Below are 21997 nucleotides of genomic sequence, written 5' to 3' on the forward strand. Positions count from 1 at the left end.
GTCAGTCGGCGTGTTCGAGCGGCCGTGCCGTCGCGAACCCCTCGATATCGACCTCGCCGCCGAACTCGGCGTCGGCCACCGACTCGTAGGGCCGGTTGACGACGATGTCGCCCGCCGTCGAGTCGCCGATTCCCGGGATCGTCGTCAGCTCGTCCATCGACGCTGCGTTGAGATCCAGCGGGTACGGTACGCCCGTTACGGAGCGGTACCCGTGGTCGACGACCGCGATGTCGGTCGTCTCTCCGAGCGGACGCTCGCCGGGAATGCCAACGAGCAGCGGGTACGTGCCCAGCTGGCGGCCGAACGTCTTCCCGTCCTGGTGGTACTCGAGGTGGACGTCCGGCAGGACGGTGCCGCGGGGCGCGACCCGAGCGAGCATCGGGTTGTCGATCTCCTTGCGGACCTGCTGCTTGTAGCGCTTGAACAGTTTCTTGTGGTCGTTTGCAATCTCCGCACCCGTATCGCTCATCTCGGTGCCGTCAAACGACATCACCTGCCGGATGTTCACCCGGCGGAGCATGTACCCCTCGTCGTACACCCGGTGGAGAAAGTCGAGGTTGCGCTGGTAGGTCTCCTCGCGCTCGCCCTTGAGCCCGTGCAGGAGGTTGATCCCGGGTAGGAGCTTGGGGAGACGCGTCGGGGCGTCCTCGGCCGCACTCGCGTGGTCGGCGGGCTTCGGATCTCTCGGCCCTCCCGGCCTCCAGCCAGCCTCCTCGTTGACGATCTTGACGGCCTCGAAACACTCCTTGGCGGTGACGTTGAGGTTGTTCTCTTCCTGGACCAGCGGGTCGGCCGACTCGAGCCCGAACGCCGCGGTGTCACCGGGCGTGTTGTGCTCGGCGATGATTCGGATCCCCTCACGAGATTTTTCGGGCCACTCGACGATCGTGATGGGGTTCATGTTGTCCAGATGCAGCGTCTCGAGGTCGGGCGCGACCTCGCGGATCCCGCCGTACAGCGAGCGCAAGGCGTCGGGGTTGGGCGCCTCGCCGTCGCCGCCGTAGGCGAGGATGTCGGCCTGGCGGCCGATTCGGAAGTGTCTCACCCCCAGATCGGAGAGGGCGTCGACCTCGCCGACGACCGACGGCGGCGGGCGGAACGTCGGGTTGCCGTACAGCGGTTCGGTACAGAACGAACACCGGTAGGCACACCCTCGAGAGGTTTCGAGCTCGGCGATCAGGTACTCTGGGTGGTTGGGGTGTTGCTCGACGATAAAGGCGCCCTCCTGTGCCCACCGGGAGACTTCGTCGATATCGCGCATCCGGTTGTTGAACCCCTCGAGCCCGCTCTCGACGAGATCGTGGACGGCAGCCTCGACGTCACCCTTGGCGACGAAATCGAAGTCCAGATCCTGCCGTTCCGTTTCCGTGGCACCGGCGTTTTCCTCGCCGACGCCGAACTTGACGGGCCCGCCCATCAGGCTCGTTCCGCTTGCGGTCCAGGCAAGCTTGCGTACCTCGTCGGGCTCGGCGGGCGTGCCGCCGACGTACTTCCCGGGGACGGTCATCCCGCCCAGGTAGATCAGGAGATCGGTCTCGTCGACGTCGCGCCACCGATCGGGCTCATCGCGCAGTCCGTCGATCGTGTGGTAGGTGATCCCCTCGCGGGGGACGCCCGCGTCGACAAGCGCTCCCGCGGTGTAGCGGGGGTACGTCGAGATGTACGGCGGCACCCCGAAGTGAGCGGGCTCGTCGACGTAGCCGTCGACGATCGTCACCGACAGCGTCTCGGGGTCAGTCATAGCGGCAGGTAGCGCCTCGAGCGGTAAAACGGTGACTACACGAACGCCCTCCGCAGTCGCGTCGCGTTGTTGCGGCCGGCGACCTGGAAGCCAACGCCCTCCGCAGTCGCGTCGCGACCGCCGTCCCCGTTCGATCCCGCCCGAAATCCCCGACGCACCCACCGTGCCGTAACCCCGACGTTGATGGTCGTGCTGACGGTACGCTCTCGTATGCCACCGACCGAGGAGATCGTCTGCACCGCCGAGGACTGCTTTCTCGACCTCTTCGAGAACCACTACACCTACGACGTTCCCGAGGAGTTCGACGTCTCGGAGCTCTCCTGTCCCGTCTGTGGGGGGACCGACTGTCTGCGGCCCGTCGAGCTCTGATCGGTCGCTGTCGCCGCCGACCCATATTTTTCACGGGCACAATCACTAAGAGCGAGCCGATCGTACCGTTCGAACCTGACGATGACCAGGATCTCCCGACCGGTCGCCGCCCCGTCGTTCGGGCGTCCCCGTCCGAACCGTTCGCGTGGAGGACGGCGCCGATGAGCCTCTCGGATTTCGCGGGTGCGGTGAGCGCGGCCCTCTACCGACAGATCGGACGCGCCAACGGACGCATGCAGCGCCACCGCCCGCTCGCGGTCGACGTCCTCGAGGACGAGACCAGCTACCTCGTCGTCTTCGACGCGCCGGGGGCCGGCCCCGACGACGTCCAGGTCCGCTACCTCGAGGGAACCGTCAAGGTACAGCTCGACCGGTTCCGGCAGTTCCACGACGGCTACGAGATGCGGTTTCCAGGCCGCGGGATGGAACTGGAGGGCGAGGCCGAGCTCCCGGGTGACGCGCTCGTCGAGCCCGACGCGGGAATGGCAACTCTCACCGAGTCGGGCGCCCTGCAAATCGAGATTCCGAAGCGATCAGCCGTCGACGACGTCGATATCGAGGACACGACCGAATCCGGAACCGACGGGATCGCGATCGACGACTAGTTCTCCCGAAGCGACATTCCCTCGGCGACGGAAAACGCCTCGTCCCCGTCGAACCGCGTCGGATCGAACGCGTCGATCCCGTCGCCGCCAAGCACCTGGTCGGCAACGCGCTCGCCGATCGCGGGCGCGCGCATGAACCCGTGGCCCTGGAACCCGGTGGCGACGTAGAGCCCGTCCTCGAGTTCGCCGACCAGCGGGTCCCGGTCCGGCGTCGCCGTACACAGCCCCGCCCAGGCGCGAACGAGGTCGTCGTCCTCGAGGTGGATTCCCGAAACTCGGTGGTCGACGCGCTCGAGTAAGTCCGTCGCGAACCCCGGCGAGGCGTCGCGGTCGTACGCGTCGGGGTCGGCCTCGACGTACTCGGTGCCGTCGCCCGCCAGCACGCCGTCGGCGTGCGGCCGCAGATAGAACTCCGCGGTCGCGTCGTAACACATCGGCTCGGCGAGCTCGCAGTCGGCGACCAGCGCCTGGACGCGGTAGGGTTTCATCGCGATCGCAACTCCCGCGTCCGCGAGCAGCCGTTTCGTGTGGGCGCCCGCGGCGACGAGGACGCGGTCGAACTCGCGGCTGGCGCCGTCGGCGTCACGGACGACCCGTGTGGGATCGGTCCGAACCCGAACGGGCGTCTCCGGGCGCAACGTCGCGCCGGCGCCGTCGGCAGCGGCTGCGAGACAGGCCGTATACTCGGCCGGGTCGGTGTAGCCCGCGGCGCCGGCGATCCCCGCGACAGCGACATCGTCGGTTCGAAACGCCCGAAACCGCTCGGCCAGTTCGTCGCCGTCGACCTCGAGCGCGATCGTCCCGTTTTCCTGCATTCGCGTGATCTGGTCGCGAAGTGCCTCGGCGTTTCGTTCGTCGCCCTCCCGAGCGAGCCAGACGTAGGGACACTCGACGAACGGGAACGTGTCGTCGCCCGACAGCGAGCGAAAGCGCTCGATCGCGTCACTGCCGATCTCGGCGTCAAGCGGGTCGGCGAAGGCGTCGTAACAGACCCCCGCCGCGCGACCGCTCGAGCCGGCCGCGATCGTCCCGCGGTCGTACAGCGTCACGTCGGCCCCCTCCCGGGCCAGGTCGTAGGCCGCGGTCGCCCCGATCGCGCCCCCGCCAACGACGGCCACCTCGAGGTCCCGACCGCGCTCGGTGAAGGCGTCCGCACCGACCGCGAGCTCGGGCTCTCCGCTCATCGGCCATCACGAGGCCAGCAGGCCTCGAGCGGGCGCTCGGCGAGCCAATCGAGCAGCGCGTGGAGCCGATCCCGCCCGGTCTCGAACAGCTGCCGCCCCTTCTCGGGATCGGCCTGGGTCGGTCGCCCGACCGCGCCGCTCTCGGAGAAGTCGATCGTGTCGAACCCGAGGACGGCGCCGTGGATCGACTCGCCCCAGCGCTCGCTCGCGCCGGCCTCGGCGGCCTCGAGCGCGTCGGGTCGCACGAGGTCCTCGCGGAGGTGCCACAGCAGGCTCGACTCCGCCGCGTCGGCGTGGCCGCCGTCCTCGTCGAACAGCTCGTCGGCGAGCTCGTCGACGGCGTCCCACCAGTTCCAGGGCGGGGCGAACGCCGTTCGCTCCTCGCGCAGCCGACGGGCGGCCCGGCGGAGCGCCTCCGAGTTGCCGCCGTGGCCGTTGACTACGACGACCTTCCGGACGCCGTGGGCGGCGAGGCTCGAGATCGTCTCTCGGACGTAGTCCTCGAAGGTCTCCGGGCCGACGTACAGCGTCCCGTCGAACTGGCGGTGGTGTTCGCTGACGCCGACCGGCAGCGTCGGGAGGACGACCGCGTCCTCGCGGTCGGTCGCCGTGTGAGCGAAACCTTCGGCTGCCATGTGGTCCATCCCCAGCGGGAGCGCGGGGCCGTGCTGTTCGGTGCTTCCGACGGGAAGGACGGCGACGTCGGCCGCGTCGACGTCCTCGGCGGCCGCCGTCGTCGTCCGTTCGGCGAGCAATGTCATACCCGTCGGTGGGCGCCGGAGGAACTTATTTACACGGGGAAGAATCGAAAAAGAGAGCGGACGAAACCACTTGGGGTGGTCGAACGCGTCTGCCTGAGTGTGTGTGGTCGTAGTCACGTTGATACCAAACCGAGACACACCGCCGTTTCAGCAATTCTGGAAGACGACCCTCTTATCCCACCCACCACCGTTTCAGCAATTCCGAAAGGTAGACTGCTTGCCCACCCACCACCGTTTCGTGAATTATATCAGTAGATAGTATCACGTTTTCTTTCTTCAGGATCTTGTCTGAAACTCGCGTTACGTCCAGGAAAAGCAGGTAACGCCGCAACAATTGACTCCTTTGATAGCTGTCAAAAGAACCCTGCTGAATATAGAGGATGGATTCAGCACGTAGCTTTTGATTCACCACGTCAGATTGCCGTCTTCATCCCACTGACAAAATGGCGTCTCATCTCTCACGTAGAGTGCTTCAAAGCGTAACTCCTCATCAGAAGTAATCCACAGACCTTTCGTTGAAGCGTTTTCGTGGACGCGCCACGTTTCTTCGGTTGAGAGGTTCAATTCCGAGACTGCGAATTCTCCGGTATATTCTCCAAAATAGTCAGTATTGGAAACAGTAGTCTGACTCCTTGCTTCAATCTTGATCTGCTCATCTATGAGAACCGGGTCATCCAGCAATTTGCCTTCGCTATGTTCATGTTCGATCCGAATATCAATACTCACATCCTCCTTCAGTCGGTTCTTTACCGTCAGTTCTCTCCCTTCTCTGGGAAGCGTTTCCTCTACCTGAAGTTGACTCACTTCCCCGTCTTCTGTAACAGCAGGTTCGTAGTACGCACCACTGTCGGTAATATATGTCGTACCAATATCAATTAACTCCGGCAATAGTAGCTCGTCGGTGGTTTCGTATTTTCCCCCTTCAATCGCGGCAACCGTCTCTTCCTCAGCAGGCTCCGGCAACCGATTGACGGGTGCCCATTCGTGATCGCACACTTCATAATCGCTATACTTGACCTCATTATCACCGCTACTTGTGTTTCCACCATCCTGTTCATCATCGCTTAGACAACCAGCAACCACAGACGTTCCCAGACCTATGCTGGCGAGGAGTTTCCGGCGTTTCATATCAATAATCTTTCAACTACTGTGCAAGTACTTTCTGGTGTGATGATTTCTCAGTGCCTCACGTGTTCAGGATGAGGTCTGATACATTCGCGCTCTGTATTCAGCACGACTCTCTCTCTCTCTCTCAACATCTCGCCTTCCTGATGGAAGTATCCGCATTACGTACGCACGCTCTACGTAACGATCCGACCGACTCAGATTCACGATCCAGAGTGAATAAAAAACCGGACTACCAACTACTGTTACTACCGGGGACTGATTGAGCCCACCCACCTGCGTCTCCTCCCCACTCCATTTTCCGAGAGGAACGCTACTCGTGGGGTCGCGGCGGGAAGAAAACTCCGCGATGACCCGTCGAGAGAATCGTCTCTCACACCTCGGTTCATCACTGTACCACCCATTCGAGAACAGTGTGATTGGACCGCCGTCGTGCCATCTCTCTAGCTAGCAGACTCTATTCTATATTATATACAATACATTTATTAAAGATGCTGTGAAACCACAACCGAAGAGTACGTCGTCGTAGGATGACGCGGAGTACTGGTACTCCGCCACGAGAGTCGAAGATGCCCCTTCGCACACTTGTTCCGTTTTCCCGCCTTTCGCTCTTGGACAGTTGCTCTCAACTGTCCGCTCGATGGTTCACCCTTCCTTTCGATTGGACCAACATGGAGGTACCTCCACTCTTGTACCCGCCGGTATAGTCATGAACCGAAGTGCGTGCCGTGTTCCCAGTCATGAACTGAGGTGCACGCTTTGGACGAGAGGACTCTGCAGAACTCTCAGGTCGGGAATCATGGGGACTCTGACTTCACGCGTAGAACGAGTCTCTCGTCGGATGATGCTATCGAATTCAATATGTTGTATAATTGCTACTATCCTAATTATGAATATTGTTGTGGTCGAGCCTTCCTAAACAGAGGAAGAGTAAGTAACGCTGTGGAAGACATCGAGCGTAGCATCCGCAAGCAACCAACGGGAGCGAATGGCCTTTTTCATCGAAGTTTTTGCACCGAGTGGTTCCACGCTTCGCGCGGAATCCCGAGGCGGAAAAACTTCGGTTCGCATCTCTCCGTAACGATTCGCTGTCAGCAATTCTTGAGAACTGAGATCCGGAGACGGAACGGCGTTACTCGAGGACGCGATCGATCCCTCGCGCGGGGTAGCCGACGACGGTCGTCGCGCCGGCCTCCCGCAGGGCGTCGGTCTGCTCGTTGACCTCTCGTTCGGTGCCGACCAGCGCGTAGTCGTCGACGGCCTTGAGCAGTACCTCGCGTGCGCGCCCGGTAGCGCTCGCGTCGGTGGCGGCGTCCTCGGGGAGCGCGCGGGCGACGGGGCGTCGCCGGGCGACGTAGTCGCCGACGGCGTCGAGGACGGCGTCGTCGTCCTCGGCGAACACCGCGGGTGCGTAGACCGCGAGCTCGCCCTCGAAGCCGGCCGCCCGAAGCGCGCGCAGCTCGTGGGGGGTGGACCGCGAGAGCAGGTCGTACTGGGTCGCTCCGGTGGCCATCGCGATCCGTTCGACGCTTTCGGTGCCGACCCAGGCGTCGGGGTCGTCCTCGAGGGCGGCGCCCAGCCGGGGCGCGACCGCTCGCTCGCGTTCCTCGTCGGTGAGGTAGGCGGGGTGGCCGGCGACTAGCACGCGGCTCACGCTCGCGGGGAGTTCGGCAAGCAGTGAGTCGTCGCCGAGCGGATCGAAGCCGTCGGCCCGGACCGGGGTCGTCACGAGGACGTCGGCGTCGGCCGACAGCGACTCGAGGACGTGGGGCGCCGGGACGTGGTCCCGACCCTCGTAGTCGATCGCGAGCGTCTCGGCGGGGATCGATTCGGCTGCCGAGACCTCACATTCGGTGGGTTTCAGTGCGATGGCGTCCAGTCCGGCGCGGGCGACGGTGCTCGTGGTTAGCATTGGAACGTACTTCGCGCGACGAAAAGACGGCTACGATCGGTGCGGAACTCGATCACTCGTCTGCGCGATCATGGCCGTTCTGGGTGGGCCGCGAGCAAAAAGCTGACGTTCCGCGCAGGGCTTTCCTCACGGCGTCGAGCGGTCGATCCGCTCGGGGGCCTCGAACTCGGTGGTCAGCTCGAGCAGCTGGACAAGCATCCGTCCCGTCGCCCCCCAGACGGTGTAGCCGTCGACGTGGAAGTAGTGGATGACGATGTCGCCATAGTAGGGGTGCTCGCGGCGCTCGCACTCGTAGTTTTCGGGGTCGAGAAACCCCGACAGCGGGAGGACGACGATTTCGGCGACCTCGACCCCGTCGCGCTCGTACTCCCGGTCGGGGACCCGGGTGACGAAGGGGGTGACGGCGTACTCCGAGATCGTCCGGATGTCGTCGAGCTGGCCGACGACCTCGGTCTCGTCGGGCTCGAGCCCGATCTCCTCGTTGGCCTCCCGGAGCGCCGTCGCGAGGATCGACTCGTCTTCGGGTTCGGCACCGCCACCGGGGAAGCTCATCTGTCCAGGGTGGTTGCCCAGGTCGTCCGATCGGCGGGTAAACAGCAGGTAGTCCTCGTCGGCGCGCTCGATGACGGGAGCGACGACGGCCGCGTCGTGTTCCTGGTCGTCGATCCCGACGGGCGGGTGATCCGCGATCGGCGCGAGGTTCAGTCTCGGTCCCATCTGATCACTCGAGGACGTCCTCCAGGCGCGCGCGTTCGTCGGCGAGCTCGACGGGCGCCCAGGTTTCGACGTCGTAGCTCGCGTCGAGCAGCGTCTCGATACGGTCGTGGTCGCTGTCGGCGATCGCCTCCTCGGCCGTCGCGACGAACGACTCGCGGACCGTCTCCCCGAGGGCCTCGCGGTCGAACCGCCTGGGTTCGATATCGAGGATGTGGGGGACGTCCTCGGCGCCGTCGGGGACGGTCGGAAACGCGGTCGGGCCGGCGACCAGCAGCTCCTCGCCGGGCTCGACCCCGTCGGGAGCCGATCCTGCAGGAGGCTCGTAGGCGACGAGAGAGAACGACTCGAGGGCTCGATCGATCCGCGCCTCGAGGACGTCGGGATCGACCTCGCTGCCGCCGTCGCGAAACGCCGCCTCGGCGAGGGCCCGGTCCAGCTCGGCCCGGGTGAGCCCGCCGAAGAGGTCGACGACGCCAGCGAGTTCGTCGGCGGTCGCGTTCATACGCCGTCCAACGGACGGTACGCTGATAAAGGTTGAGAGGTCAGTCGCCGCCCGCGGAGCCGATACGGGGTTCGAGCCACGGTCGAGCCCGTTCGCGGACGAACTCGGGATCGATCGGAGCGTCGCGCCACCGGGGGAGTCGGCGGTCGGGGCCGGGCGGAGCGATCGCCTCGGCGTAGCGATCGAGCTGGTCGCGCTCGCCCTCGGGGTCGTACGCGAGCCCGTTGAACGCCGCGTCGGCCCGGTACTGGGAGATCAGCGCCCGACCCGTCTCCCGGTAGCGCGCTGGCAGGGTCTCGTAATCGGGATCGACCCCACCCGCCTCGAGGACGCGAAGCAGCTCCGCGCCGACCGTGTGGCTCATCCCTTCGAGTCCCGCCTCGCCGGCGACGGCACGGTGGTCGTGCTCGTGGACGCCGAGGTCGACCTGGGCGGTTCCCTCGAAGCCGGCGTGCTCGAAGGCGTCGCCGAGGGTCCCGACCTCGAGACCCCAGGTACGGGGCGGGCGAAGCTCGCGGGCCAGCTCGGCGGTCATCGCGAACTCGCCGGCCAGCGCGTACCGGAAGGCGCCGCAGTACTCGAGGATCGGCTCGTCGTGGCGCGCCGCGAGCGTCCGGACCAGCGGCTCGTAGAACAGCCGGAACAGGCGGCCGTAGAGCCGACCCCGCTCGACGCGCGCGTAGTACCCCTTCGAGAAGGCGAAGTCCATCGTCAGGGGCGCGAGCAGGCGACGGACGTGGTCGGCCCCGTAGCTTCGGGCGTCAGCGTCGTGGACGACGACGTAGTCGCCGGCCTCGGCAGCGGGGCCGAGCGCGAGCCAGACGTCCCGCCCTTTCCCCGTCTCGCCCTCGAGGCCGACGGCCGCGAGCCCGTCCTCGAACGTCGGCGCGTTACACCACAGCACCTCGATCGGCAGGGCAAACGACTCGAGCCACTCGCGAAAGGGACCGATCCGTTCGGACGAGGCCCGGACCGGGACGACGACCGCTGCGGGATCGAGCGCTTCGAGCTCGCCGAGGACGCGGGCCGCGGCGGGGCTCTCGTGTTCCCGGTCGGTCATCGGGACGACGACGGCCGTCTCGGCGACGGGGTCGTCCCCGAGGCCGTCGGGAAGTCCCGCGTCACCGAGATCGTGGAGCGTCGTGATCCGCTCCTGGACGTACTCCATCGATCAACTGTTGGAGCGAACCGATAAAACGGCCACGACTCCGGCGAGCCGGGCGCGGGCTCCCGTCGGGCCCACGGGCCGGCGCGAGCACCGCGTACCCTTTTGTCGGCCTCGGTCCCAGTGTGGCCCGTGACCGACGCGCTCGTCGACCGACTCGAGGACGACCCCGACGGAGCGCCGCGGATCGTCTCCCCGCCCGACGGGAGCGTCGACTACTGCTACCAGGTCGCGGGACGCGAGGGCGAGCGCTTCGAGTCCGGGGCGGCGCTGGCGGCGTTTCTGCGCGAGCGGGACTGACCGCACTACCGCCACTTGCCGGCCATCGCCGCGAACAGCCGCTCGTCGAACCCCTCCCGCCCGCTGCCGTCCTCGGTCTCGATCGCCTGGAGGTGGTCGACCGGAATCTGACCCCCGCCCATCCTGGCGTGGCCGCCGGCGTTGGCCATCGGAACGTCGCTGACGGCGTGGCGAAGCGTCTCGCCCATGTGGACCCGATCGTCGCGGGACCGACCCGAGACGTGGATCGTCCCGTCGTACTCGCCGTAGACGGCGACCGCGGTGACCCCTTCGAGCTGGAGCAGCTCGTCGGCGGCCTGGGAGATCGCGTCGACGTTGTCGACCGCGCCGACGTCGCAGACGGCGAAGGAGCCCTCGACCCGGCGCTCGGTGATCGCGCGGGCCTTCGTCTTGAGGACGTCGTCGCTGACCTGGGGGTTGGCGATCCGATCGAGGACGTCCTCGTCGATCCCATCGTAGAGGTATCCGCAGGCGTCGAACTCGGCCCACGAGCAACCGCGGGTCAGCCGGTTCGTATCCGACTGGATACCGTAGAGCAGCCCCGTCGCCAGCGCGGGCGAGAGCGCTGGTCCGGCCTCGCGTTCGGTCTCGCCGGCGAGGACGTCCAGTTCCTCGAAGTACTCGGCGACGATCGTCGAGGCCGCGCCGTAGTCGGTCCGGACGTCGGTGAACTCGGTTCCGGTGCCGTTCCCGGGATGGTGGTCGACGACGGCGACGGGTTCGACGAGCTGGGCTCCCGTGAACCCGCGTGGCGTGTTGTGATCGACGAGGACGACGGCGTCTGCAGCAAGCTCCGAGGCCGCCTCGACTCGCTCGAGGTCGAGTTCGAGAACGGTCCGAAACGCGCGGTTCTCCTGGTGGCGGATCTCCCCGGGGAACTGCAGGGTCGGATCGGTGCCGACCGACGAGGCGATCTCGGCGATCCCCATCGCACACGCCATCGCGTCGGGGTCGGGGTTGGGGTGTAACAGCACCGCGACCTCGTCGTAGCTCTCGAGCAGGTTCCGGAGCCGCACGCCGGGCGGTCGGCGAACCCAGCGAAAGAGCCACCAGCCGGCGACGGCGACGCCACAGACCGCAAGGACGAGTAGCGAGACCGCGAGCGGATCGAGCGATCGAACCGCCTCCGCGACGGGGTCGAGCGCGAGGACGGCGTCCCCGAACCCGTCGCCGTCGGCGCCTCGGCGTCGCATATCGCACCATTCCATCGGACCCCCAAGAACTTTCGCCCCGAACCCCCTCCCGTAGCCGGCCCCTACTCGCGGGCGGCGAGGACCTCGCGGTACCCCTCCCGGAAGGTCGGGTACGCCAACTCGTATCCCAGCTCCCGGAGCTTCGCGTTCGAGCAGCGCTTGCTCGTCAGGATCCGGCGGCGCGCCGTCTCGGAGAGCTCGTCGTCCTCGAGTCGCTCCGCTTTCGTCCGCTTGGGCGGTCGCTCGACCCCGGCCTCGTCGGCCAGCCAGTCGGCGAACGCCCACTTCTCGACGGGCTCGTCGTCGACGACCTGAACGATCTCGCCGCGGGCGAGGTCGTCCTCGAGCAGGTAGCGGACGGCGCCGGCGGCGTCGTCGCGGTGGATCATGTTCAGATAGCCCGCCGTAACCGGCCCCTCGAGGTAGCGATCGAGTCGGTAGCGGTCCGGGCCGTACAGTCCCGCGTAGCGCGCGACGGTGCCGTCGAACCCGTACTCCGCCGGGAGCTCGCGGGCGACCCGTTCGGCCTCGGCCAGCACCTCGGTCTTTGCGGTCGTTGGCTCGATCCGCGTCGACTCGTCGACCCAGTCGCCGTCGTGGTCGCCGTAGACGCCCGTCGAGGACGTGTAGATCACTCGGTCGGGCGCGTCCTCGCGCTCGCCGAACGCCGCGATCGCCGTCTCGAGCCCCTCGACGTAGATCTCGCGGGCGGCCTCCGCGTCGCGACCGCCGCTGCTGGCCGCGAAGACGATCGCGTCGACGTCGGGGACCGCCTCGAGCTCGCTCGGGTCGGTGAGGTCGGCCCGGACCGCGTCGATGCCGTCGTCCTCGAGCCGTTCGATACCGTCCTCGGAGCGACGCACCCCGATCGCCTCGTGCCCGCGCTCGAGGAGCTGGCGGCCCAGTTCGCGACCGACGTAGCCACAGCCGAGAATCGCAACTCGCATACTCCGTCTCGGGGCCGGGCGCCCATAACCGCACCGACGGCACCGGGGCGCGTGGCCCGATCGGGAACCTCGAACGACGACCGCCGAAGCTCCGGATGCGATCGGGAACCCGGCGTCGGAGAGAACCTATCCCGCTCGAGGTCGAAAAGCGGGTATGAGCTTCATCGTCGAGTTCGAGCTCTCGACGCCGGTCCTTCGGGAAACGGCGACCGCGAGCGCGAAACTCGTCATCGAGCAGGTGTACCGCTCGGAGGACGGCGCCACGAAACTCGTCTTCTGGGCCCACGGGGACGACCCCGAACCGATCGAGGCGGCCCTCGAGGACGACCGCACCGTCGCCGACTCCTCGCTGCTCGAGGTGCTGTCCGAGCGCCGGCTCTACAGCGCGGCGCTGAGCGACTGGGGAGCCGACCTGCTGATCTACCCCGAGGCCGCGGTCAACGATATCACCTTCCGCGACATTACCGTTGCTGGGGATGGGGAGACGCGGATCCGCGCCCGCGTCCCCTCCCGGGAGGCCCTCCAGGACTACCGCGAGAGCTGCCGGGAGCGAGATATTCCGTTCCGGCTGCAGCGGATCTTCGAGGAGTCCGACAGTGGTCGGGACTACTACGGCGTCTCCGAACGCCAGTGCGAAGCGCTGCTGACTGCCCTCGAGGACGGCTACTTCGACGTGCCCCGGGAGACGACGCTGGCGGCGGTCGCCGAGGAGCTCGACATCTCCGACCAGGCGCTGTCGGCACGGCTCCGGCGGGGGCAGGCGACGCTGCTCCGGAACACGCTCGTGACTGCCGACCCCACTTGAAACGTTGGCGCTCCAATCAGTGCCGTTTCACCGCTCCCGACGATACGGGAAGGTATGAGTTCGATGACAGCATCCGAGGAGACGAACCAGACACCGACGACCTACCAGGCCGACCCCGACCAGTCGCTCAGCCAGGCGGTCCTCGAGGCCGTCGGCGAGGCCACCGGCATCGACCAGCTCGAGCTGGCCGACGAGTACGGCCCGCTGTATCACGCGATCGATCCCTCGGCGCTGGACGCGTTGTTCCACGACCGTGCCGAGACCGACCGTCCAGTCGGCTCGGTAACCTTCGAGTACGCCGGCTACCTGGTCTCGGTCGACCGAACCGGACAGGTAACGCTGACGTCCTAACCGCTACATACGGCCGGCGATAACGTGTTGAAGGTGGACGTACTCCTCGAACGACATCGGCGCACGCCGTTCGATCTTCTGTTGAACCTCCTTGGCGTCGAGCTCCATTTCGAGGTGACTCTCGACGGCGTCGACGTCCAGTACCGCCGTCGTCATCCCGAGTAGCAGGTGTTCGCAGGCCATCGTCTCGATCGTCTCGGCGTCGGGCTCGTCGTCCTCGAGGGCCTGGATCTCGGCGGCGTCTGCGAGCGAGAGGTCGGGGGATCCGTCCTCGAGCAGCGCCTCGAGGACGGCCGGGTCGACGTCGGTTCGGTCAGCGGTGTCCTCAAGGCCGCGTTGCTCGACGATCGAGGCGAGCTGATCGTCGTACTCCGCGCGGAGGTCGGCCGGCGTCTCGGGGACGGTCGTCCGCTGTTCGTAGAACATACCCGACACCACAGCGGTCGGCCACAAGTGAATTGCCTTTCCGGCGGCGTCGATATTTATATCTCTCCTTCGTGCTCCCCGAACCGTTCGAGCTCGCTCCACGCGCCCCCTGCTAACGGTTTTCACGGGTTTGATGACCGGTACATTTAAATTATCGGCGGCAGTAGATGTGGGTACCAGAACGCCACCGGGGCGCGTATCGCTCGACGATCGATGACAGGAAATCTTATTCACCGAGGTTTCGCAGGTCGTGAGCGAACGCTGTATGCGGCGAAGCGACGAGCCGGCAACTCGCCGAACGCGCGGGTCGACGCCGGTGACGAGCCGCTTCGACCGCTCCCCGGTGCGGGTATGGCACAGAGGTTTGACTAACACATGGTAGACGAATCGAAAAACATCGAACTGACAGAGGACGACCTCGAAAACAACTCCAAAGGACAGCTCATCAAGAAGGCCGGACAGCTCCGAGATCGGCGAAACGAGCTGAACCAGATGGCCTCCGAGCGCGCTTCCGAGCGCGACGACCTCAACGCGAAGACTCGCGAGAAGGTCGACGAGGCCCAGGAGCACCGCGAGAAACGCGACGAGTTAAACGAGCAGGTCCAGGAGCACAAGGACAAGCGCAACGAACTCAACGCCGAGGCCAACGAACTGTTCGACCGCGTCGAGGAGCTCAAATCCGACATGGAGCTCGACGACGGGAAGGACCTCGAGGAGCTCGAGGAGGAGATCGAGCAACTCGAGTTCAAACAGCAGACCGAAGTCCTCTCGAGCGAGGAAGAGCAGGAGCTCATCGAGAAGATCGAGTCCAAACGCGAGGAGTACGAGGAGCGCAAGCAGAAGCTCGACCAGAACGAGGACTTAGAGGAGCTCGTCGAGGAAGCCGAGGAAGTGCGCTCGGAAGCCTCCAAACACCACCAGAAGGTCACGGAGCTTGCGGACAAGGCCCAGGAACACCACAACCAGATGATCGAGGCCTACCGCGAGGCCGACGACATCCGTGACGAGGCCGACGAGATGCACGAGAAGTTCGTCGAGGCCCAGGAGGCTGCCGACCGCCACCACGAGGACTTCGTCCGCGTCCAGAAGCGTCTGCGCGAGCTGGACAAACAGGAGGAAGAGGAGCGCAAGTCCCAGCGCGACAAGAAGAAAGAGGAGGCCAAAGAAGAGGCCGAGGAGATCTATCAGAAGTTCAAGGAGGGCGAGACCCTCGACACCGAGGACCTGATGAAGCTCCAGAAGACGGGACTGCTGTAGGCCGATTCGTCAACCTGTGTCTGCTGCCGTTCGTGTCTGTCGGTAGCGGCCGCGATTCTGTTCTCTCTTCGTCGCCGGGCCGAGCGCGTTTCCCAAAACCCCGGTAACCGCGACTTACAGCGCCGTTCGGACCGCATTCTCACGCGTCGAAATTGACCGGCGCCGGTAGTTCAGCAATAACAATGCGTCCATCTCGTGGCCCGACGTACATGCACGAGTCCAGCGCGGACGTCGCCGTCTTCGTACCCGGGATCGACGCCCCGAGTACGGTCGCCTGTCTTCGCTCCCTCCGTCCGCGGGGGATCCGGACGATCGTCGGCTCCGAGACCGCGACCACGCCCGGCGCGGTCTCGCGGTACTGTGACGAGTTCGTCCGCCTGCCGGATCCGGGCGAGGACCTGGCCGCCTACGGCGACGCCCTCCTCTCTGTTGCCCGTCGGCCCGACGTGAAGACGATCGTTCCGGTCCGCGAGGAGGACGTCTATACGCTCGCGCGCCACCGGGAAACGTTCGCGGCGTCGATCGCGACGCCGTGGCCGACGTTCGAGACGCTCCGGACGGTACAAGACCGGATCGAGCTGTTCGAAGCGGCCGATCGGGCCGGTGTCGCCGCCCCCGAGACCGCCCTCCTCGACGAGTGGGACGACTGGGATCGCGAGACGATCGTCAAACCACGCTACTCGGTCGCCACCCCGGAGTACCTCGGCCCGACGTACGATCGGGTCGCGGTCGGCTCGACGGCCTACCAGACCCCCGGGACGCCACCGAACGCGGCCGCGGAGATCGAGAGACGGGGGCATGTCCCGCTGGTCCAGGAGCGGGTCGCCGACTCCAGGGAGTACGGCTTCTTCGCGCTGTACGACCGCGGCGAGGCGGTCGCGACCTTCCAGCACTGCCAGCGCCGGGGCTGGGAGTACTGCGGGGGACCCAGCGCCTACCGCGAGTCGATCTACCTCCCCGAACTCGAGGCCGACGGCCGGGCGCTGCTGGACGAACTCGAGTGGCACGGGCTAGCGATGGTCGAGTTCCTGCGAGACCCTACCACGGGCGAGTTCAAACTGATGGAGATCAACCCCCGGTTCTGGTCGTCACTTCCCTTTACCGTGCAGGCCGGCGCGGACTTCCCGTTTTACTACTGGCAGCTGGCGGTCGACGAGCCGATCCCGGGGAACCCGACTTACGAGACGGGGCTGGGTGGCCACCTCCTTCGAGGGGAGCTGAGCTACCTCCACAGCGTCCTCGCCGAGGAGTACCCCGCCGTCGAGCGCCCCTCACCCTGGCGTGCCGCCCGCGATGTCGGGCTGTCGCTGGTCCGTCAACCCCGGTTCGACTACGCCGTTCGGGACGATCCGCTCCCGTTTCTGCGGGACGGGCTGAACGTCCTGCGGGAGTGGGTCGAGGACTGGACCGCTGACCCCGACGGTGAACTCCCCGCCGGGTTCGACGCCGACGGACGAGTCCCCGACGATGGGGACCCCGCCGACGCGCCCGGGGGCGTCACCGCCGAGTGACGACGTCGGATCGCCAATCCTTAACGGGGTTGCGTCGTCACTCACGGGTATGACTCGAGGTGTCCGGAGTGGTCAGTAGCGAAGGTATCGGTCGACTCGCCGTCCTCGCGGTCGGCGCCGCGGTGTTCGCCGCGATCGGCGTGGCGCTGTTCGTGCTCTATCCCGACACGCTCGCCGATCTGCTCGGCGTGCTGGTCGCGCTGGCTGTGGTCGTCCTCGGGGTCCGGATCGCGGGCTCAATCGCCGGCAGCCTCTTTCCGAACTACGACGTCGCCGAGGTCGCCGTCGAGGGACCGATCACCCGCGACGGCGGCGGCGGACGCTTTCCGTCGGGTCCGCGGTCGACGCCGGCCGACGACATCGTCGAGCAGATCGACCGGGCCGACGAGGACGACACCGTCGACGCCCTCCTGTTGAAGCTGAACACCCCTGGAGGCGAGGTCGTCCCCAGCGACGACATCAAACTCGCCGCCGAACGGTTCGACGGGCCGACGATCGCGTACGCGACCGACGTCTGTGCCAGCGGCGGCTACTGGATCGCCAGCGGCTGCGACGAACTTTGGGCGCGGGACGGCTCGATCGTCGGCTCGATTGGGGTTATCGGCTCGCGGGTCAACGCCAGCGATCTCGCCGACAAGGTCGGGCTCTCTTACGAACGGTTCGCCGCGGGGAAGTTCAAGGACGCCGGCAGCCCACTGAAGGAGATGGACGACGACGAACGGACCTACCTCCAGGGGCTGATCGACGACTACTACGAGAACTTCGTCGAACGGGTCAGCGAGGGGCGGGATCTCGACGCGGCGTTCGTCCGCGAGACCGAGGCCCGGATCTACCTCGGCGAACAGGCCGCGGAGATGGAGCTGGTCGACGAGCTCGGCACTCGCCGCGAGATCGAGGACGAGCTCGCCGATCGGCTCGACCGCGAGGACGTGACCGTCGAGGAGTTCGAGCCCGAGCGCCCATTGATGGCCCGCGTCGGCGGAGGCGCCCGGAGCCTCGCCTACGCCTTCGGCGCCGGGATCGCAAGCGTCGTCGGCGACCGCGAGTTCCGGCTGCGATTCTAGCCGTGGTTTTATCGTCGCACGGGATCGAACGCCTACCGTGACAACGCTGGTGGTCTGTCTCGACCGGACCGACGACGTCGGGCGCAAGACCGGGCTCCGGTCGCCCGTCGTCGGCTGGGAGGCAGTTCGCGCGCTGGTGACCGACGTCGGCCTCGCCGACCCCGAGGACTCCGGCGTCAACTCGCTGCTCGAGACGCTCCGGGTCGCCCAGGACCTCCGCGACGACGGCGAGGACGTCGTGGTTGCGGTCGTCTCGGGGGACCGCGAGTCGATGGTGTCGGCAGACCGATCGGTCGCGAGCCAGCTCGACGAGCTGATGGCGACTCACGACCCCGAGTCGGCGGTCGTCGTCATCGACAGCGCCGAGGACGAGCGGCTGGTGCCAATCGTCGAGAGCCGGGTCCGGGTCGACTCCGTCGACCGCGTGGTCGTCCGCCAGGCCAGAGACATCGAGTCGACGTACTACCTGCTCAAGCAGTTCCTGGCCGACGAGGAGCTGCGCCAGACCGTGCTGGTCCCGATCGGGCTGACGCTTTTGGTGTTTCCGATGCTCGCGTGGTTCGTCGGCCCCGCGGAAGGCGCCGCGGCGATCACGACCGTAATCGGCCTCTTCCTGCTCTACAAGGGCTTCAACGTCGACGAGCTCGTCACCGGGCTCGCCCACCGGGTTCGCGAGTCGCTGTACTCCGGGCAGGTCTCGGTCGTCACCTACGCCGTCGCGGCCGGGCTCACTCTCGTCGGGATCTTCGTCGGCGTGCTGGGCGTCTCGAACCTCGAGGACGCATCCGGGATCGCGCTCCCGGCGGTGCAGTTCGCCTTCGACAGCGCCCCCTGGCTCGCCGCGGCCGCCCTGACCGCGAGTGCCGGACGGCTACTCGACGAGGCGATCGGCGAGGAGCCGATCCGCAGCTCCTATCTCAACCTGCCCTTTATCGTCGTCGCCGTCGGGCTGGTCGTTCGGGGGTTCTCGGCGTACTTCCTCGAGCAGCAGGCGGCGATCGACTCGGTTCAGGTGCCCGCGATCGAGCTGGGCGTGCTCTCGATTGACAGCTTCGGAATCACCGCCGGCGAACGGCTGGCGGTCTACGTCCTCGGTGCGATCGTCATCAGTCTCGTCGGCGCCAAGGTCGCCGCGACCTTCAGCGGCGACGACGACCGAACCGTCCTCGAGGACGTCACGTCCGAGTCGGGGCTCACCGACGGCGGTCCCCAGGGAATCGACGAGTGGCGGTCCGACGCCGGGTCGGACGCGAACACGAACGCGGACGCCGACTCCGAGAACTCGACGCGCGACGAGGACGGATCGGGTCCCGACTACCCCCGGTAGCAGTAGCGGTAGCGCCTGGAACTCGTCACCCCTATAGTTCTCTCGGTCCAGGTGTCGGTATGAGCGACGCAGACGGCGCCTGGGTCAGTCTCTTCTCGGGCGGCAAGGACTCGGCGTGGGCGCTGTACCGGGCTCTCGAACGGGGGCTGAACGTCGAACGGCTCGTCACCGTCCACCCGACGGGCGACTCTTATATGTACCACGTTCCCGCGACCGAGCTGGCGGGACTGGCCGCCGAGAGCATCGGCATTCCGCTGCTGGAGGTCGAACCCGAGGACTTCGGAGCCGATACCGCGACCGACTCGAGTGTGCAGGGCGACGACGAGCTCGAACCCCTCGAGGCGGCTCTGCGGGAGCTCGACGCCGAGCTCCCGGGCGGGATCGCGGGCGTGACCGCCGGCGCTGTCGAGAGCGAGTACCAGACCAGCCGGATCGAGGCGATGTGCGAGCGACTGGACTGCGATCTGTTCGCGCCGCTGTGGCGCGAGGACCCCCGCGAGCTCGCCGACGCGATGCTCGCCGCGGGCTTCGAGATTCGGATCATCCGGGTCGCGGCCTACGGCCTCGAGGAGTCCTGGCTCGGTCGCACGATCGACGCGGACGCTCTTGCGGAGCTCGAGGAACTCAACCGGGAGTACGGCGTCCACGTTCTGGGGGAGGGTGGCGAGTTCGAGACGTTAGTCGTCGACGGCCCGCATATGGATCGTCGCATCGATCTCGCGTACGAGACCGAGTGGGACGGGACTCGCGGGACGCTGCGAGTGACCGACGCGCGACTGGAGTGAGCGTCCCGAACCGCGAGTGAGCGGAGAGAGCGGGTCCAGATTTTTCTCAAGAGGTTCGACCGAACGAAGGTGCTGTCCTACTCGGCCGGCATCGAGGACTCCCGCGGTCCCTGGCCCGGCGGCGTCACCGCCAGGGCGTTCTCGATCAGCGCCTGGTGGCCCCGCTGGAGGCGTTCGGACAGCGACTGCGGCGTGATTCCGAGCTCGTCGGCGACGTCCGCGAGCGAGACAGACTGCGAGGAGAAGTAGCCCATCTCCCAGGCGGTCACCAGCGCCTCGTGTTGTTTCTTGCTCAGCCCGTACTGGCCGACGCCCCGGGAGTGTGCGCGGGCGAACAGCTGCGTGAGCCGGTAGGGGACATCGAACTCACTGCAGTAGGACTGGAACTCGTCGAGACTCTCCCGATCGGTAAACCGCATTCGAAGCTCCCACTCGTCGCGGTGTGCGGACGCCTCGAGAATCGTCGCCCCGAGCTCCGTGTACGCATAAACAAGCGAGTCGACATCCGACGCCCACTCCCCGCGGTACAGCATCGAGCGCTCGTAGTCGTCGATGTGTTCGACGTTTCGGATCGACGGGTCGGCGTCGGTCGCGTGTTCGAACGCGCCGTGGTCGACGCCCGAGACCCACAGGTACGGCGTGAGCACCTCGTCGGCGGCGACGACGCGCTCGATTTCGATGACCAGCTCCGGTAGCGACCGGAGGGTCTCGTGGAGCGCGAACGCGTCGGCCGGAATACGAAACTCCCCGAACAGACTCATAGAACTTACTTTTCTCGCGGTGTCATAAGTGAACCGGGAGCCACCCCGCCGGCGCGTTCCGAATCCGTTCCCCGGATACCTGCCGGCGGAGATCGTCGACTCGCTCGAGGAGACGAAGGCCGAAGCCGAGGACGGCCCCGGACAGCTCCGGGAGCTGTCCGAGGATCCGAGCGGCGCGCCCGGGAGGCCGGGATCGCGATCAGTCGTCCGACCCGTTCGTGATCGTCGTGTGCGCGCCGATCAGCGCGCCGGCGAGATCCAGCTCCTCGATGCGAGTCCCCTCGTCGATGATCGACCGCCGGACGGTCCCGCGTTCGACGGTCGCCTCCGGGAAGATGACGGCGTGGTCGAGGTCGGTCTCGACGAGCGTGGCGTCGTCCATCACGTGGACGTTCTCGCCGATCGTCGCGTCCTCGAGGGTGGCTGACTCGGCGACCAGCGACTCGCCCTCGAGATGCCAGGCGACGGCCTCGAGGTAGCTCTCGGGGGTCCCGATGTCGAACCACGCCCCCTCGAAGGTGAAGGCGTAGGTCGGCTCGCGGTCCTGGAGCCACTGGACGAACCAGCCCGGCTCGTCGGGGTTGTTATCGCCCTCGAGGTAGGTGTCGAACAGCGAGAGCAACCCCTGCGGGAAGGCATAACAGGCGATCGAGACCAGCGTGCTGTTGGGATCGTCGGGTTTCTCCTGGAAGTCGACGACCCGATCGCCCTCGAGCTCGACCAGCCCGTAGGAGGTCGCTTTCTCCCTTGAGCCGACGTCGTAGGCCGCAAGCGTCGGGGCCTCCCGCTCGAAGAAGTCGTCGACGAACGCGGAGAGGTCGAAGCTCATCAGGTTGTCGCCCGCGACGACCAGCAGGTCGTCGTCGACGTCCTCGCGGTCGATCAGCTGGGCCAGCGCGCCGACGACGCCGAACTTGTCGTCTTCCTCGGTGGTCTCCTCGACCGACAGCGTCGGCTTCTCGAACTCGCTGTCGGCGAGGTGGGACTCGAACTCGGGGGCGAACCGCTCGTTGGTGCTGACGTAGACCTCGTCGATCCGGTCGTCGTCCTCGAGTTCAGCGAAGATCCGATCGATAACCGTGGCGTCGCCGATCGGGAGGAACATCTTCGGACGATGTTTCGTGATCGGCCACATCCGTGTCGCGTACCCGCCTGCAAGAACGACGGCTTTCATGCACCCGATTTCACC

General features: G+C 66.4%; 23 protein-coding genes. 10 read left to right on the forward strand and 13 right to left on the reverse strand.

Translation table 11 applies throughout. From position 1 onward, the window contains the following. Position 1: 1 nt before the first annotated feature. Positions 2–1741 carry a radical SAM protein gene (locus NATOC_RS03185; RefSeq protein ID WP_015319973.1) on the reverse strand — a complete coding sequence of 580 codons (1740 nt, stop codon included), beginning with the start codon at positions 1739–1741 and terminating at the stop codon, positions 2–4. 210 nt (positions 1742–1951) lie between these two features. Between NATOC_RS03185 and NATOC_RS22200 the strand changes: the two genes are divergently transcribed. Continuing rightward, on the forward strand, positions 1952–2110 hold the full coding sequence (locus NATOC_RS22200) for a DUF7559 family protein (protein ID WP_015319974.1): 159 nt from the start codon (positions 1952–1954) through the stop codon (positions 2108–2110). Between the two features lie 161 nt (positions 2111–2271). After that, positions 2272–2715, forward strand: coding sequence for an Hsp20/alpha crystallin family protein (locus NATOC_RS03190; protein ID WP_015319975.1), 444 nt, complete (start codon positions 2272–2274; stop codon positions 2713–2715). On the opposite strand, the gene NATOC_RS03195 is transcribed toward NATOC_RS03190, so the two are convergent. From NATOC_RS03195 to NATOC_RS03225, 7 genes are all read right to left on the reverse strand, one after another. After that, positions 2712–3899, reverse strand: a complete 1188-nt coding sequence (locus NATOC_RS03195; RefSeq protein WP_015319976.1) for an NAD(P)/FAD-dependent oxidoreductase — start codon at positions 3897–3899, stop codon at positions 2712–2714. The genes NATOC_RS03190 and NATOC_RS03195 overlap by 4 nt on opposite strands. Beyond that, the gene (locus NATOC_RS03200) at positions 3896–4660 is read right to left on the reverse strand and encodes a creatininase family protein (RefSeq protein ID WP_015319977.1); all 765 of its coding nucleotides are present in this window, start codon (positions 4658–4660) and stop codon (positions 3896–3898) included. Before NATOC_RS03200 ends, NATOC_RS03195 begins: the two co-directional genes overlap by 4 nt. A 405-nt stretch (positions 4661–5065) precedes the next feature. Then, positions 5066–5788, reverse strand: coding sequence for a hypothetical protein (locus tag NATOC_RS03205; RefSeq protein ID WP_015319978.1), 723 nt, complete (start codon positions 5786–5788; stop codon positions 5066–5068). Between the two features lie 1129 nt (positions 5789–6917). Next, positions 6918–7697 carry a DUF7388 family protein gene (locus tag NATOC_RS03210; RefSeq protein WP_015319979.1) on the reverse strand — a complete coding sequence of 260 codons (780 nt, stop codon included), beginning with the start codon at positions 7695–7697 and terminating at the stop codon, positions 6918–6920. A 126-nt stretch (positions 7698–7823) separates the two neighbouring features. Then, the gene (locus NATOC_RS03215) at positions 7824–8414 is read right to left on the reverse strand and encodes an NUDIX hydrolase (RefSeq protein ID WP_015319980.1); all 591 of its coding nucleotides are present in this window, start codon (positions 8412–8414) and stop codon (positions 7824–7826) included. A 4-nt stretch (positions 8415–8418) separates the two neighbouring features. Continuing rightward, entirely contained in the window at positions 8419–8916 is a 498-nt protein-coding gene (locus NATOC_RS03220) for a DUF7109 family protein (protein WP_015319981.1), read from the reverse strand. A gap of 40 nt (positions 8917–8956) precedes the next feature. Then, the gene (locus NATOC_RS03225) at positions 8957–10084 is read right to left on the reverse strand and encodes a glycosyltransferase family protein (protein WP_015319982.1); all 1128 of its coding nucleotides are present in this window, start codon (positions 10082–10084) and stop codon (positions 8957–8959) included. A 129-nt stretch (positions 10085–10213) separates the two neighbouring features. Here NATOC_RS03225 and NATOC_RS21670 point away from each other — a divergent pair, with 129 nt between their 5' ends. Next, positions 10214–10381, forward strand: coding sequence for a hypothetical protein (locus tag NATOC_RS21670; protein ID WP_157224580.1), 168 nt, complete (start codon positions 10214–10216; stop codon positions 10379–10381). Between the two features lie 5 nt (positions 10382–10386). Here the strand turns inward: NATOC_RS21670 and NATOC_RS03230 are convergent, their stop codons facing one another. Together NATOC_RS03230 and NATOC_RS03235 are read right to left on the reverse strand one after the other, a co-directional pair. After that, positions 10387–11574 (reverse strand): DHH family phosphoesterase, encoded by a 1188-nt coding sequence (locus NATOC_RS03230; RefSeq protein WP_015319984.1) that lies wholly within the window; start codon positions 11572–11574, stop codon positions 10387–10389. 62 nt (positions 11575–11636) lie between these two features. Further along, positions 11637–12521, reverse strand: a complete 885-nt coding sequence (locus tag NATOC_RS03235) for an SDR family oxidoreductase (RefSeq protein ID WP_015319985.1) — start codon at positions 12519–12521, stop codon at positions 11637–11639. 154 nt (positions 12522–12675) lie between these two features. Here NATOC_RS03235 and NATOC_RS03240 point away from each other — a divergent pair, with 154 nt between their 5' ends. Next, positions 12676–13326, forward strand: a complete 651-nt coding sequence (locus NATOC_RS03240; protein ID WP_015319986.1) for a helix-turn-helix domain-containing protein — start codon at positions 12676–12678, stop codon at positions 13324–13326. A gap of 54 nt (positions 13327–13380) precedes the next feature. Next, positions 13381–13677: a HalOD1 output domain-containing protein gene (locus NATOC_RS03245; RefSeq protein WP_015319987.1), complete on the forward strand. Its 297-nt coding sequence runs from the start codon at positions 13381–13383 to the stop codon at positions 13675–13677. 3 nt (positions 13678–13680) lie between these two features. On the opposite strand, the gene NATOC_RS03250 is transcribed toward NATOC_RS03245, so the two are convergent. Continuing rightward, positions 13681–14103, reverse strand: a complete 423-nt coding sequence (locus NATOC_RS03250; RefSeq protein WP_015319988.1) for a DUF5791 family protein — start codon at positions 14101–14103, stop codon at positions 13681–13683. 375 nt (positions 14104–14478) lie between these two features. Here NATOC_RS03250 and NATOC_RS03255 point away from each other — a divergent pair, with 375 nt between their 5' ends. The 5 genes from NATOC_RS03255 (at position 14479) to NATOC_RS03275 (ending at position 20047) form a co-directional block, all read left to right on the forward strand. Further along, the gene (locus NATOC_RS03255) at positions 14479–15360 is read left to right on the forward strand and encodes a coiled-coil protein (protein WP_015319989.1); all 882 of its coding nucleotides are present in this window, start codon (positions 14479–14481) and stop codon (positions 15358–15360) included. 209 nt (positions 15361–15569) lie between these two features. Next, positions 15570–16871 (forward strand): carboxylate--amine ligase, encoded by a 1302-nt coding sequence (locus tag NATOC_RS03260; RefSeq protein WP_015319990.1) that lies wholly within the window; start codon positions 15570–15572, stop codon positions 16869–16871. Between the two features lie 68 nt (positions 16872–16939). Then, complete coding sequence (sppA, locus tag NATOC_RS03265) at positions 16940–17935, forward strand: signal peptide peptidase SppA (protein WP_015319991.1); 996 nt, start codon at positions 16940–16942, stop codon at positions 17933–17935. A gap of 37 nt (positions 17936–17972) precedes the next feature. After that, entirely contained in the window at positions 17973–19262 is a 1290-nt protein-coding gene (locus NATOC_RS03270; protein ID WP_015319992.1) for a DUF373 family protein, read from the forward strand. A 59-nt stretch (positions 19263–19321) separates the two neighbouring features. Next, positions 19322–20047, forward strand: a complete 726-nt coding sequence (locus NATOC_RS03275; protein ID WP_015319993.1) for a diphthine--ammonia ligase — start codon at positions 19322–19324, stop codon at positions 20045–20047. Between the two features lie 77 nt (positions 20048–20124). On the opposite strand, the gene NATOC_RS03280 is transcribed toward NATOC_RS03275, so the two are convergent. Both NATOC_RS03280 and NATOC_RS03285 read right to left on the reverse strand, forming a co-directional pair. Continuing rightward, a complete protein-coding gene (locus NATOC_RS03280; protein WP_015319994.1) occupies positions 20125–20808 on the reverse strand; it encodes a helix-turn-helix domain-containing protein in 684 nt (227 codons plus the stop codon). A gap of 199 nt (positions 20809–21007) precedes the next feature. Further along, positions 21008–21982 (reverse strand): sugar phosphate nucleotidyltransferase, encoded by a 975-nt coding sequence (locus tag NATOC_RS03285; RefSeq protein ID WP_015319995.1) that lies wholly within the window; start codon positions 21980–21982, stop codon positions 21008–21010. Positions 21983–21997: the final 15 nt, after the last annotated feature.

This window comes from Natronococcus occultus SP4, from assembly GCF_000328685.1.
In the GTDB taxonomy this organism is placed as follows: Archaea; Halobacteriota; Halobacteria; order Halobacteriales; family Natrialbaceae; genus Natronococcus; species Natronococcus occultus.

What these genes read in the sequence shown, in the direction of transcription:
- NATOC_RS03250 (WP_015319988.1), bottom strand. Translation starts at nt 14,103, where the DNA reads ATGTTCTACGAACAGCGGACGACCGTCCCCGAGACGCCGGCCGACCTC.
- NATOC_RS03240 (WP_015319986.1), top strand. Translation starts at nt 12,676, where the DNA reads ATGAGCTTCATCGTCGAGTTCGAGCTCTCGACGCCGGTCCTTCGGGAA.
- NATOC_RS03190 (WP_015319975.1), top strand. Translation starts at nt 2,272, where the DNA reads ATGAGCCTCTCGGATTTCGCGGGTGCGGTGAGCGCGGCCCTCTACCGA.
- NATOC_RS03195 (WP_015319976.1), bottom strand. Translation starts at nt 3,899, where the DNA reads ATGAGCGGAGAGCCCGAGCTCGCGGTCGGTGCGGACGCCTTCACCGAG.
- NATOC_RS03200 (WP_015319977.1), bottom strand. Translation starts at nt 4,660, where the DNA reads ATGACATTGCTCGCCGAACGGACGACGACGGCGGCCGCCGAGGACGTC.
- NATOC_RS03220 (WP_015319981.1), bottom strand. Translation starts at nt 8,916, where the DNA reads ATGAACGCGACCGCCGACGAACTCGCTGGCGTCGTCGACCTCTTCGGC.
- NATOC_RS03230 (WP_015319984.1), bottom strand. Translation starts at nt 11,574, where the DNA reads ATGCGACGCCGAGGCGCCGACGGCGACGGGTTCGGGGACGCCGTCCTC.
- NATOC_RS03280 (WP_015319994.1), bottom strand. Translation starts at nt 20,808, where the DNA reads ATGAGTCTGTTCGGGGAGTTTCGTATTCCGGCCGACGCGTTCGCGCTC.
- NATOC_RS03205 (WP_015319978.1), bottom strand. Translation starts at nt 5,788, where the DNA reads ATGAAACGCCGGAAACTCCTCGCCAGCATAGGTCTGGGAACGTCTGTG.
- NATOC_RS03235 (WP_015319985.1), bottom strand. Translation starts at nt 12,521, where the DNA reads ATGCGAGTTGCGATTCTCGGCTGTGGCTACGTCGGTCGCGAACTGGGC.
- NATOC_RS03215 (WP_015319980.1), bottom strand. Translation starts at nt 8,414, where the DNA reads ATGGGACCGAGACTGAACCTCGCGCCGATCGCGGATCACCCGCCCGTC.
- NATOC_RS03225 (WP_015319982.1), bottom strand. Translation starts at nt 10,084, where the DNA reads ATGGAGTACGTCCAGGAGCGGATCACGACGCTCCACGATCTCGGTGAC.
- NATOC_RS03260 (WP_015319990.1), top strand. Translation starts at nt 15,570, where the DNA reads ATGCACGAGTCCAGCGCGGACGTCGCCGTCTTCGTACCCGGGATCGAC.
- NATOC_RS03285 (WP_015319995.1), bottom strand. Translation starts at nt 21,982, where the DNA reads ATGAAAGCCGTCGTTCTTGCAGGCGGGTACGCGACACGGATGTGGCCG.
- NATOC_RS22200 (WP_015319974.1), top strand. Translation starts at nt 1,952, where the DNA reads ATGCCACCGACCGAGGAGATCGTCTGCACCGCCGAGGACTGCTTTCTC.
- NATOC_RS03275 (WP_015319993.1), top strand. Translation starts at nt 19,322, where the DNA reads ATGAGCGACGCAGACGGCGCCTGGGTCAGTCTCTTCTCGGGCGGCAAG.
- NATOC_RS03185 (WP_015319973.1), bottom strand. Translation starts at nt 1,741, where the DNA reads ATGACTGACCCCGAGACGCTGTCGGTGACGATCGTCGACGGCTACGTC.
- NATOC_RS03245 (WP_015319987.1), top strand. Translation starts at nt 13,381, where the DNA reads ATGAGTTCGATGACAGCATCCGAGGAGACGAACCAGACACCGACGACC.
- NATOC_RS03210 (WP_015319979.1), bottom strand. Translation starts at nt 7,697, where the DNA reads ATGCTAACCACGAGCACCGTCGCCCGCGCCGGACTGGACGCCATCGCA.
- NATOC_RS03255 (WP_015319989.1), top strand. Translation starts at nt 14,479, where the DNA reads ATGGTAGACGAATCGAAAAACATCGAACTGACAGAGGACGACCTCGAA.